The organism is Photobacterium sp. GB-1 (assembly GCF_003026165.1).
Classification (GTDB): Bacteria; Pseudomonadota; Gammaproteobacteria; order Enterobacterales; family Vibrionaceae; genus Photobacterium.
On record NZ_PYOB01000010.1, the window covers coordinates 68,642 to 81,077 of the forward strand.

At 39.2% G+C, this 12,436-nt stretch carries 11 protein-coding genes; 5 read left to right on the forward strand and 6 right to left on the reverse strand.

The window, feature by feature from the left end; genetic code table 11:
- Nucleotides 1-266 precede the first annotated feature (266 nt).
- Nucleotides 267-1,124: a pyridoxal kinase PdxY gene (pdxY, locus tag C9J45_RS11850; RefSeq protein WP_107292561.1), complete on the forward strand. Its 858-nt coding sequence runs from the start codon at nucleotides 267-269 to the stop codon at nucleotides 1,122-1,124.
- A gap of 67 nt (nucleotides 1,125-1,191) precedes the next feature.
- Here the strand turns inward: pdxY and C9J45_RS11855 are convergent, their stop codons facing one another.
- The 5 genes from C9J45_RS11855 to C9J45_RS11875 all read right to left on the reverse strand — a co-directional run bounded on the left by C9J45_RS11855 (nucleotide 1,192) and on the right by C9J45_RS11875 (nucleotide 7,608).
- Nucleotides 1,192-1,971 (reverse strand): ABC transporter permease, encoded by a 780-nt coding sequence (locus C9J45_RS11855; protein ID WP_233217691.1) that lies wholly within the window; start codon nucleotides 1,969-1,971, stop codon nucleotides 1,192-1,194.
- Nucleotides 1,964-2,632, reverse strand: a complete 669-nt coding sequence (locus C9J45_RS11860) for an ATP-binding cassette domain-containing protein (protein WP_107292562.1) — start codon at nucleotides 2,630-2,632, stop codon at nucleotides 1,964-1,966. The genes C9J45_RS11855 and C9J45_RS11860 overlap by 8 nt, the downstream gene beginning before the upstream one ends.
- 211 nt (nucleotides 2,633-2,843) lie before the next feature.
- Nucleotides 2,844-3,053 (reverse strand): cold-shock protein, encoded by a 210-nt coding sequence (locus C9J45_RS11865; protein ID WP_006644751.1) that lies wholly within the window; start codon nucleotides 3,051-3,053, stop codon nucleotides 2,844-2,846.
- Between the two features lie 424 nt (nucleotides 3,054-3,477).
- A complete protein-coding gene (locus C9J45_RS11870) occupies nucleotides 3,478-5,463 on the reverse strand; it encodes a bifunctional UDP-sugar hydrolase/5'-nucleotidase (RefSeq protein ID WP_107206765.1) in 1,986 nt (661 codons plus the stop codon).
- A gap of 300 nt (nucleotides 5,464-5,763) precedes the next feature.
- Nucleotides 5,764-7,608 (reverse strand): hybrid-cluster NAD(P)-dependent oxidoreductase, encoded by a 1,845-nt coding sequence (locus C9J45_RS11875; RefSeq protein WP_199190687.1) that lies wholly within the window; start codon nucleotides 7,606-7,608, stop codon nucleotides 5,764-5,766.
- Between the two features lie 205 nt (nucleotides 7,609-7,813).
- On the opposite strand from C9J45_RS11875, the gene C9J45_RS11880 reads away from it, so the two are divergent.
- Nucleotides 7,814-8,386, forward strand: a complete 573-nt coding sequence (locus C9J45_RS11880) for a cytochrome b/b6 domain-containing protein (protein ID WP_107292564.1) — start codon at nucleotides 7,814-7,816, stop codon at nucleotides 8,384-8,386.
- 179 nt (nucleotides 8,387-8,565) lie between these two features.
- Here C9J45_RS11880 and C9J45_RS11885 read toward each other — a convergent pair whose 3' ends face one another.
- The gene (locus C9J45_RS11885) at nucleotides 8,566-9,237 is read right to left on the reverse strand and encodes a type 1 glutamine amidotransferase domain-containing protein (RefSeq protein ID WP_107292565.1); all 672 of its coding nucleotides are present in this window, start codon (nucleotides 9,235-9,237) and stop codon (nucleotides 8,566-8,568) included.
- A 110-nt stretch (nucleotides 9,238-9,347) separates the two neighbouring features.
- Between C9J45_RS11885 and C9J45_RS11890 the strand changes: the two genes are divergently transcribed.
- From C9J45_RS11890 to C9J45_RS11900, 3 genes are all read left to right on the forward strand, one after another.
- Entirely contained in the window at nucleotides 9,348-10,238 is an 891-nt protein-coding gene (locus C9J45_RS11890) for a LysR family transcriptional regulator (RefSeq protein WP_107292566.1), read from the forward strand.
- 133 nt (nucleotides 10,239-10,371) lie between these two features.
- Nucleotides 10,372-10,929, forward strand: coding sequence for a sugar O-acetyltransferase (locus C9J45_RS11895; RefSeq protein WP_107292567.1), 558 nt, complete (start codon nucleotides 10,372-10,374; stop codon nucleotides 10,927-10,929).
- 393 nt (nucleotides 10,930-11,322) lie between these two features.
- Entirely contained in the window at nucleotides 11,323-12,261 is a 939-nt protein-coding gene (locus C9J45_RS11900) for a hypothetical protein (protein WP_107292568.1), read from the forward strand.
- The last annotated feature ends 175 nt before the right edge of the window (nucleotides 12,262-12,436 follow it).

The following is a 12,436-nucleotide window of genomic DNA, read 5'->3' on the forward strand; positions in this document are numbered from 1 at the left end:
AATAAAAAAATATCGTTTTTTATTTATTATAAAAACCATAAAACGGTCAAAAAACAAACGATAACAGAGGAAAAAACCTATAATAAAACAATCTTCAATTATAAATAACACACTCTCATCTAAAATAAGTCGATAATAATATAAATAATCGTCTATTTTTTAATCTGCATAAATGAAAGGAATAATTACGATATAAAATGACTAGGTTTCTTATATAAGCAAGGGTAAAGTATGCTTAAAGAGACCGAAGGTTATAAGGAACTTCGATGAAAGGTATTCTATCTATTCAATCACATGTAGTGTATGGTCACGCAGGAAATAGCTCTGCTGTTTTTCCTATGCAACGTATGGGATTTGAAGTATGGCCGCTTAATACTGTGCAATTTTCTAATCACACCCAATATAAAGAAGGTTGGACGGGCAAAGCTTTCTCTGGTGATGATATTAGTGAGCTTGTTGCAGGTATTGAAAGCATTGATCAATTAAAGAACTGCGAAGCTGTATTGACAGGCTATCAAGGTAGTGCAGCGCAATGTCTTGCTATTATCGATACTGTGAAAAAAGTTAAACAGCAAAATCCTAATGCGATTTATATCTGTGATCCTGTAATGGGTGACCCAGAAAAAGGCTGTATTGTTGCCGATGGTATTGCTGAATACCTAATTAATGATGTAATGCCTATTGCTGATGCTATCGTACCGAATCAATTTGAACTAAGCCAATTTGTCGGTATGGAAATCCATAACCTTGCTGATGCTGTTACTGCATGTCAAAAAGCCTTAACAATGGGCCCAAAAATGGTACTGGTTAAGCACTTACACAGTATATCTGATGATAAGTTTACGATGATGTTAGCAACGCAAAAGGGTTGTTTCCTTGCACAGCGTCCGCACCTTAAGTTTGATAAACAACCAGTAGGTGTTGGTGATTTGATCTCATCATTATTTACTGCAGGGCTATTGAAAAACTGGACACCAGAACAGGCTTTTGAACATGCGCACAATGCCTGCTACGCAGTGTTAAAAGAAACACATAAACGTGGCGAATGGGAATTACAAACCATTGCAGCACAAGATGAAATTGTATCACCAAGTGAAATTTTTCCGATTAGCGAAATTAACTAAGTGAACACTAACAATCTTAATTAAAAAAGCAGCTTAATTGCTGCTTTTTTATTGTCGGAAATAGTACTTATTGCACCTCACCATAAGCATTGAATGTTACCCGCCTAACAATGCTCAAGGTAGTCGCTACCGAAATTACGCCAGAAATAAAAATCGCGACCATAATCACTAACTGGTATTTCACCGCCACCAGCGGTGCCGCTCCACCTAAAATTTGTCCCGTCATCATTCCAGGTAAACTGACAATCCCTAATGTCATCATCGCGGCTAATTGGGGAGTTAATGCTGCTTTTACTGCTGTCTGTATAAACGGCAAGGCAGGATCAGGAGCGCCTAATGACAAGTAATATTGATATTCATGATGGTTATCTTTTAATAGGCTCCCCCAGCGAGATAAGGCTAATACATTTGCCATTAAGCTATTACCAAGCAGCATTCCCGCAATTGGGATCATATACTGTGCTTGCCACCAAGGGTCGACTTGAATCACCCCTATCAGCATGACAGGCAAAGCAACCAATAATGCAGCACACTGCCCTGTTATTACCGCAGGCAACACACGCTTTACATTCACCTCTGCCCGTTTACAAATCGTATAGCTTGCCACTAATGCCATGATTGTTAGCCACAGCATATTTATTGCCACACTCTGCAAACCAAACAAGGTATGAAGATAAATACCCACAACAGATAACTGAAGTGTCATGCGTAATACGCCATTAATTAAAGTGCGATTTAACCCTAATTGCCAACGCTGAAACAAGAACATGGGGATAAGTAATAACAGGTAGAAGCCCGCCATCGCTAACCAATGAATATCCAAAGTACTATTGATTGATTCAGACATTACACTCATCCTTACTTAACGACATAGCATGCACATGTGTTGCACTTGCTAACCAAACAGGATCATGTGATACAGAAACACAAATAATTGTTAGCTCAGAAAGCAATTGAATAATTCGATCTCGCCCTGAAGGATCAAGGGCGGATGTGGGCTCATCCATCAACCACACATTGCGCTGCATTAATATGCTTCTAGCGATGGCTACACGCTGCTTTTCGCCCCCAGAAAGGGTATCAATAGGCTTGTCTAATAACACCGTAATACCCGCTTGTGATAAAGCAGATAAACACAACTCATCGCTAGGTACAGGAAAATGAGTAATGGCTTTTAAACGCCAAGGAAGATGTAAGACATCACGTACACATTCTCCGCCCATAACGGCTTGTTGTGGCAAATAACAAATGTTTTGACGCCAAAAGTTGAATGCTTTTACATCAATCAATTGTTTATTGAAGGTAACAGTACCTAACTGAGGAGCTTTAAGCCCAGCAATTACTTGTAGCAAGCTGCTCTTACCACAACCAGAAACGCCAGATATTGCAAGGTGTTGCCCTTGTTTTATACAAGCAGAAAGCGAGCAATCACTATGCGATTCAAAGCCTGAACGCAACTGATTAAAGTCTAATATATCAATGTGATTTTGAGATGATTCTGATTGCATCCATTGCACCCAAAATACTAAAAACGAACGTTAAGTGTATTGAAGCAAGATAGCGGACTCAAACAGTTTCGTTCAAAATAAAATAACGAAAGACGAAATAGTGGTAAGTAGAGAGATATAGTAGAGATTCTTAGATACGTAATGTTGAATAACAGATACAAAAATGCCGACATAATGTCGGCATTTTTTAAACTTTTAACGTAAAAAAGAATTAAGCTTTTTCAACGTTAGCAGCTTGAGGGCCTTTTTGACCTTGTTCGATATCAAAAGCAACCTTTTGACCTTCAGCAAGAGTCTTAAAACCTTCGCCTGTGATAGCACGGAAGTGAACGAATACGTCAGCGCCGCCGTTGTCTTGAGTGATGAAACCGAAACCTTTTTCTTCGTTAAACCACTTAACGATACCAGTTGATTTAGACATGAGAGTCTCCAATATTTTTTAAATAATTCGCAAAAATGCGTTTGTAGCCAGAAAAGAATTATTTACGTTATAGCTTATGAGTGGAAAGCTTCATGACACTGGTATAGCGTTACAGCGAAGATTTTCTAAAACATAATGTTACATATAAATAGGTCTGACTTACAGGCCGAGGACTATAGTAATGATATTTAGGGAATTGTATAGCTTTATTTTTTAAATAATTTATTTTTTAATCTTATGGGTAACAAAAACAATAGATATCATAATGTTAAACAAGAATAAACCAGTTAATATTCTATTAATATTTCGTGAAAACTGCATTTTCATTGTCTTTTTTAGACGATTCCAAAAAATAAAAAGCACCCTACCGCTTTTATTAATCACCTGTAGGGCGCCTACTTTATTTACCTAAAACCGCAAAGGTTTATTTTTGTACGCGATCTAGCGTAACAACTTCATAACTTAACGGTACAAGGTTAGGACGACTTTGCTGGATATAATCAATCACAGCTTGAGCATCTGTATTACAGCGCATATTGGCGGCTTTACAGTTTGGCGCAGCTCCTTGGTAATTCACTTGGTACTTGTCGCCTACTTTTTCAATGTTCTTAACCTTAAAGCCTGTTAACTTGCCATCAACATAGGCTAAATCGACACGTCCAGAGTGATCCTTTTGCGCTTGATAAACAGGTGTCCAACCATCATTACCCGTTGCGTTATAATTATTTACTGCAACATTGTAGGTTTTATTATCTTGAATTGGCGTCCAAATTGGGTTCTTTTCTGTGCCAGTCATCACCTCAACATTATTAAGCTTGCCTGCTTTATTTGCTGCTGTTTCGGTAAAGCTATAACGAATATGACCGCCATAAGGGAATTTACCCGCATGAGCGCCTTCAGGCAGCGTTGCAGAAACCGTTTGTTGTAATAACTGTTTAATCACAGCACCTTTAAGTGGTACTACAGACATAAAGTTTGAGAACGGTAAAAGCTCTAATGACACATTACCTTCACGGTATTCACCCGCCTCAATATTGGTACGAATGCCGCCCGCTCCGATCAAGGCAAAGTCCACTTTCATGCCCGTTACTTTTTGAACTTGAGGCTCATTCGCCCAGTAATATTGGCCTTCAGCTATAATAGGCGCGACATCTGAGCCATGCTTATCTGTGCCACGATCGCCAGGACGTCGTTCATGTTTAATTTCTACCGGCACTTGAGCAATAGTTTTACCGTACGCTTTATCTACTGCTGGTTTGTATTTAGTATCAATACGTTGGCGTAATAAAACATCTTCATCTGTGATCGTGATTTTTTCATGATTGTCGATGAATTTTTCAACGATTGCCGTTTGTACAGGGGTAAACATATCGCTTTGTTTACGATCGGCATGATGGTAGAACTCATCGTTACTCAATAAGGTATTGTGACCTGCACACTTCACCACGTCACCGTTCGCATCAAAGCTTACATTTACTCGGCCAATCGCTTGAGCATACTCACCCGCCTGAACAACACATGTTTCCGTTGTACCATTTGGGTTCTTCACCATTTGGGCATATATACCATTATTGTTTAAACCCAAGTCAGCAAAGTCACCTAATAACGTATGTGAGTGACCGCCAACAATAAGATCAATACCGTTAACTTTTGACGCAACATCAAGATCTACTGCATTACCGATATGCGTGAGCGCAATAATATTATCAATCCCCTTGCTCTTTAGCATATCGACGGTGGCTTGTGCCGTTTTCACCATATCGTAAAATTTCACATCACCCGTATTAGGTGCAATATTTGCCATGTTATCTAAGGCAATACCAAATACCGCAACAAGATTTTTATCTTTAGGTAAGTGGTTAATATCTTTAACGACTGTCTTGTTATTGCCATCAAAAGCAAAAATTTGGTAAGGGCGTAAGTTAGTTTGATCTTTCAAATCAGCATCTTGGCTAGCATCTACGTTAGCTGCAAGCACAGGGAAATTAACACTACCGATAAAAGCATTTAATTTTTTATTATTTAAATCAAATTCATGGTTACCTAATGCCATTGCATCTAAGCCCATTTTGCTTAGCATGTCAGCATTCATTGCCCCATGGTTTAGCTTAAAGTAAGCACTACCTTGCCAAGCATCTCCACCGTGTAAGAATAGTAAGCTTTGATTATCTTTTTTAGCTTCAGCTTTATATTCTTTCGCCATCGTTTGCAGGCGAGGATAGCCACCAAACTCGTTATAAACTTTGGTATCGTCAGCTTTAAAACTCGATTTTACGGGGTCAAAATTAGAGTGGGTATCATTAATATGTGCGACCGTTAGCGTAAAAGGTTGGTGTTGAACGATAGGCGTTGTTGCACACCCTGAAATAGCTAAAGTGATAGAAAGTGCGATAAGAGGTTTGCTAAACATACGAGATCCTTACTCTATTGTAATCGTTTGCGCGAGCAGCATACTCCACATTTAAAACCTTTTCAGCAATAGAACTCAAAATAATATGCTTTAAAACCAACTTTTTATTTTGAATATATAAAAAATGGCTTCTATGCTTACCTTCCAGTTGAAAGTACATAAGAAGCCATCTAAATAACAAAGTTATTGCAATTGTTGACCTTTGTATTCACCCGTCAACGTTTTAAGGTAAGCGATGATTTATCAATATCACCTTGACTTATAATCATCGACATCGCCTCCTAAATTACCTATAGCTCACTATTTAATGATTTCTAGATCACTTCTAGGCACACAGCAACATGCTAGCACTTTTCCTTCAGCACGCTCTTGCGATGAAAGTGCTGGAACCTCTGGTTGTTCTACCTCTCCAGATTTCACTGTGACCTTACAAACCCCACAAAAACCAGCACGACAGCTATAATCCATCTTAATACCAGCCGTTTCTGCTTGCTCTAATAACGTCGCTTGGTTATTCCCTTGGAAAAGCTGTCCATCAATTGATAATTCGACCGTCTTTTTTTCTTCGAGTGCATGACGTACAGGCCCAAACGCTTCTTGGTGATAACGAGAAGCTGCCATGCCCATATTGAGCAATAACTTTTTCGCCGACGACATAAAGGCATCAGGACCACAAACAAATACCTGACGTTTATCTAAATCACTCATCATGGCTAAATGACCAATGCTTAGTCGTCCAGATTCACCTTGCCAGTCGCGTTTGGGTTGCGTTAATACGATACGTAAATCAAGAGAAGGATGCTTCTCTTCTATTGCGCGTAATTCCTCTAAATAAGGAATATCAGCTTCAGTACGGCATTGATGATAAAACACTACATCACGCACTAAATCATGATCGGATAAATATCGTAGCATCGACATCATTGGCGTTACACCACTCCCCCCCGAGAGCAATAATAATTTATCCGTATGTACCCCTAGGTGAAAATCACCACTCGGCGATTCAGACACCAATGTATCACCGACTTGAAAATGCTCATGTAACCAATTAGAGATGCGACCGTCATTAACTCGTTTGACTGATATTGCATAACGCCCAGGACGTGATGGGCTAGAAGATAATGTATAGCGACGAGAAATATATTCACCATTCACTTCTAACTGAATCGGTAAATGCTGCCCCGGTAAATAAGTCGGTAACGCTTGGTTTTCTTGATGAGATTCTAGCCAAAATGTAGTGAAATCTTGCGCGATATCTTCACGCTCGACACACGTAAGCTGTAATTTTTGTTCACTATTATCTGGATATATTTCTTTCGCTTTTGTTTCTAATATTTCAATGGTGTCACCAACAGAAATAATACCTTCATTAAGTGCCACAAGATTTTGTCCAAAATAGACATTACCCGTTTCATCTGAGCGGAATTTTGCCATCGTAACCAACGGCTCTTTACTTTCGCTAAACGTTGCTGATTTAGGATCGACCGTAGTTAAAATGCATCGAGCACAAGGTTTGACCGCTTCAAACTCTACTTCACCGATCCGAATACGTTTCCAACCGTCTTCTGCGAACGCTTCCGTATTACTCACCACTAAATTGGTTCTAAACTGATCCATGGTGTGGTGTTCACTACTACGCGCATTAAGCGCTTGAAGCGAGGCTTCACTAATCACTAATAACGGATAACCATCAGCAAAACTCACATTTTGACTAATTTTAGGACGCACACGGTTTGATTGCTCACCCGTAAATAACAACTGAACAGGTTGCCCTAGTACGTCACTAAACCATGCATTGGCTTGCTCCGTCGTAGTATAGGCGATGAATGTATCAGCCCACACGGTTGAGGACGCTTCTGCCATAGCAAATTGAGCATACTTCAATACTAAACAGGCTTTACCTTCATAGCTCAGTACGATGCCATCGGCAATTAGCGCCGCCTTCACTTTTACCATTTTGGGAGATTTACGTGCCGTGATCATATCGCCTGATAGGGTCGCAACCATAAAACGACGATCGAAACTGATCCCCTGTTTTTCGACCCAAACTTTGGATTGGCTGATACCTGCTATTGATTTTACGGGAAAGACATTTAATTGGGATAATTGTGGTGTTTCTGAAGGTGTGCTCACTACTCTCTCCATGACAATATGTATTGGCAGCAATAGTGTAACACTGTATTAACAGGGCTAAAAAAGAAATCTATCGAACATTTTTGGCTATTTACGCATTAAAAATGAATATTTACTTTACAAGTTTTAATCTACTTTCTATCTGCTTATTTTATTCCTTTATGCTAAATTTCCTATATCTATCATATCATTCTTATACCACTGATTAAGGTTCACTATGCCGCTACTTCATTCTTTTTGGCGCTACATCAAACATTACTTTCCCAATACGGGGCTGCGCCATATTCATACTTCATTAGCCGGTTTAGTGATCTTACAGATCTTAAATAGTAATTTAATGAGCATGACCCATGCAGGTGAAATCGAAGGGGGTGTTTTCTCTACCCTCTTCTTATGGGTACATATTATTCTTGGCATATTGACCGTTGTCGTCACACTCGCAATGATTAGCTACATGTTAGTTAAACAATCATTTCGTCAATTTTTCCCTTACCTTTTTGGTGACAATGCCGTTTTATTCGATGACTTAAGACAACTACGCCACGGTAAATTACCCGAGCCAAGAGAAAAAGGCTTAGGGAATATTATTCAAGGATTAGGTATTGGCGCGTTGATCTTAATTGAAGCCGCAGCACTGATATGGCTGGCGCTGTGGTTAAGTCACTCACCTTATGCTAACGATGTGAGAGAGATCCATAAATCTCTGACAGGTTTAATTGAAGCATACTTAATTGGTCATGGCGGTATGGCACTGCTTCACTTCTTTATTGAACGTAAAAAATTCGCTTAATTTTAAACCCACTTTATAAATAAAAAGCATAGCCCAGTAATATTTGCATCCCATGATAGGGCAAATATTACTAGGCTATGATATTTAGCAGCACCGATACAAAATATCATGTTAGTCAATAACTCAAACCACTGCGCTATTTAAAATCAGATACTTGTTAAACCCTATCAACAATCTAATTACGTCAGTGATGTCACTAACGCCTTACCAACACCGTGAGCACTAGTCGGGTTTTGGCCAGTAATCACTCGTTTATCAACGATAACGAGTTCTTGCCAAGGCTGTACTTTACTAAAGCGCGCCGCCTTTCTTGAAAGCGCTTCTTCCAGTAAGAATGGAATATGCGTAATCGTACCGAAATCTATTTCTTCTTCACGTGTAAAGCCCGTTACCGATATAGATGCAAGTAGGCTGTCACCATTACTTAATGTAATAGGAAGCAATGCCGCTGGGCCATGACATACCGCCGCTATAACGCCACCGTTTTCGTAATGTTTTGCAGCTAATTGCGCAAAATCAGTATTGGTGGAAATATCAGATAAAAGACCAAAGCCACCTGGATAAAATACCGCATCGTACTCATCAATATTCACTTGCGAGACGGGGATCGTATTATTGATTCGGTTCTGAAAATTATCATCCGCCAACACAATGCGGTTTACCTCATCACCTTCGATATCCGTACCATAAAGTGGCGCTTTACCCCCTTTAATCGATGCGATGTCATAGTCAAAACCAGCGGCCGTCAGCTCATGAATAACGTGGGTTATCTCTGGTGAGTAAGTGCCATTCGCTTGGTCAGTATCGCCCAGAGTTGCATGATTCGTTACAGGGATCAGGATCCTTTTCATTGTCTTTTCCTTCAATGATTGAGTTCAAAAACATGTTAATTCAAATCAATATGGCTGATAATATAGAAAATTGGCAAATCATTGTTGTTAAATAGCAAAGATAAAGGTCTATGAATAGTTTCGATGGGATCATTGAATTCGTTGCAGTCGCTGAAAGCCATGGCTTTTCCTCTGCGGCTAAACAGCTCGGTTGCAGCACCAGCCACGTTAGCCGACAAGTCTCAAGGTTAGAAGAGAGATTAGGTGTCGCCTTATTAGCTCGCTCAACCCGACAGGTCAATTTAACCGATGCTGGACAATTGTATTATCAACAATGCAGAGGACTGGTAAATGGGTTACAACAAGCCAGCGAAAGCGTAAACACACAGCAAATAACGCTGAGTGGAACCTTACGCGTCAGCGCTGCTGGTGCATTTGCCGAAGATCATGTCGCTCCTGCGCTAATGGCATTCGCGAAGTCTTACCCAGATCTTACTATCGAGATGGATTTTAACTCTCGTATGGTGAATTTTATCGAAGATGGTATCGACTTTGCGATCCGTTACGGGGCACTAAAAGATTCAGGTTTAGTCGCGAGAAAACTCGTTGATCGCCCTATGGCTGCGGTTGCCAGCCAAGACTATTTAACCCGTAATGGAGAGCCAACTCACCCTAGCCAATTGAAACAACATAGCTGCATTATTGCCAATAATGACCACTGGCTTTTTGAAAAAGATGGCAACACAATTAATACCCGTGTTCACGGTCGATGGAAAAGCAATAACTCTAATGCTGTTATCTCGGCATGCGAAGAAGGACTAGGTATCGCATATATGCCTAAAAGTAGCCTAGCGAAAGGGTTAGATTCAGGTTCGCTTATTCCCATACTGCAAGATTTTTGGGGTAAAGGTAATAGCAGTTGGATCGTATATCAAAACCAACGTTTTCTTCCTGCGCGTGCTCGCTTAGCAATAGACTATTTAATTCATTATTTCTCTGACTGGGATTCACTGCATAAATAACCCCTTAACCATTGCTTTCATCTTTTGGGTGGATTGGCTCTATTTTCTTGGAGATTACTTACTCAATAACAATATAAATCAGTAAACATAACGTTTTTATTTCAAATAACTCTATAGCACGTTGAGAGACAACATGACTGAATTCGAAAAAATGCTTGCCGGTGAAGACTTTGACGGCGGCGCAGACTGTATTAACCAGATTCGTCAAAATGCTTCGAACTTATTACAGACCATTAACCAAAGTACAGATGACTGTCAGCGTCATGAACTATTTCAACAGCTAATGGGAAAGATTTCTGCATCGAGTCACATCCGCTCCCCCTTTTATTGTGAGTTCGGTAAAACGATCTCGATTGGGGAAAAGACCTTCATCAATATGAACGTAACAATGTTGGATGGCGCTAAAATTATTATTGGCAATAACGTAATGATTGGCCCGAACACCCAGCTTTACTGTGCTAGCCATGATCTAAACTATCTCAATCGCCGTAACTGGGAAACCATTTGTGATCCTATTACGATTGAGGACGATGTATGGATTGGGGGCAATGTTGTGATCAATAAAGGTGTGACCATTGGTGCGCGTTCTGTAATTGCCGCTAACTCAGTGGTTAATACCGATGTCCCACCTGACTCACTATATGGTGGAACACCTGCTAAATTAATCAGAATTATTCATGAGAACCAATAGGCGATCAGGGTTTAGCAATAATCTTATGCATGATGCATAGCCACATAACATAACGAGTTTGTCTAATATGTGAGTTAGCCTAATAGCTAACTCACATATGGACAAAAGTGCGTTACAGAAGTTCATGAACGAAGGGGATGAAGAGTCGTTTAATTTGGCGTCCAGTTGTGATGGTAAGGCTCTATTGGTACGAATAAAAAAAATACGTTTTAGAGTTGTTTGAGCTGAGCGTAAGGATTGTAGAATAATTGGTTCAAACATAAGGTTAAAAGGTTTAATTTAGAAGACAAAAAGCTGGAGTGATCACTGAACGGCGAACTGAATCTTGACTACATTACAAAGTTTTGCAATATCTAGTTATAACGTATTGAATAATCGAGGCTTAGGTTTCTTATGAAATTTGTTAAATTTCTTGTTGGCATGTGTTTGTGTTGGTCAGTTAATGCGCAAGAATACGTAGAAATCATAGATACTGGTGCTAGATACTCTACTGAGTATTATGTAAAAAACGATGGCAAGAAGTATTTATCATCTGCTCGCAGAGACGAACTATCAGATAGAACAAATGATTTTTATCGTAGTCATGTTGGTCATGTTGGTAAGTTTGTATATGAATTTTATGTAGGTGATTCTAAAAGAATTGTTCTAGATATTGATGGTAATTACATTATAGTCGGTCGGGAAGCATATAAACCTTCTACAGAATCAAAATACCTATCATTCCAAAGTAAAATTGAAAAACGCAAAGAGTTCTTCGGTTTAACAGTTGGTGTGGATAAGTATGAAGATGTTATCAAAAAATTAGATAAATCTGATATTAAATATGAAAAAAGATGGTACGCAGGCTCAGCAAAAAGACCTGTTCTTTATGTCTACGGGGATTCAAATGTTCCAGTTATAAATGGCGTTGCTAGTAATGAACATGTGTTGCAATTTATCAACGATAAACTTTATAGTATTGAATTTTGGTGGCATCCAAAGTCTAATTCGACTCTTGATAGGAAGAAATTCAAAGAAGCAAAAATTCATGAAGGTCTAATACAAGGGCTAAGAGATAAATATCTTATCGATAACTCTGAAAAGAACTATTTTGCGATACGTAATAAAGCTATAAGTACTGGTAAAGGTAATTGGCATTCAATTAAAAATTTGTGGGTTAGCAGTTCTCAGCATATTACAGTCGAAACTTGGACTAGATATCCTGACATTAAGTTAACATATAATGATACTGAACTATTTGAGAAAGCTGTTAAGCTTGATGAGCAACTAAAGGCTGAAAAAACGAAGAGAGAGCAAGAAAAGAAAGCTAAGAAGAACTCTTCAAGCTTATAATGCATAATCATAAGAAGCCAAAGTCTGAGGCAAGGAATGGGGGCATTTCTAAGCTAGCTATGATAGCTAGCTCGTTGTTGGACAAAAGCTTGTTAGACAGTTAGCTCTATTTAGGTTGGTAGGTATTAGGAAAAGTATTGGTAACTTCTTTACAAAGTACCTTTAGGGTACAAAA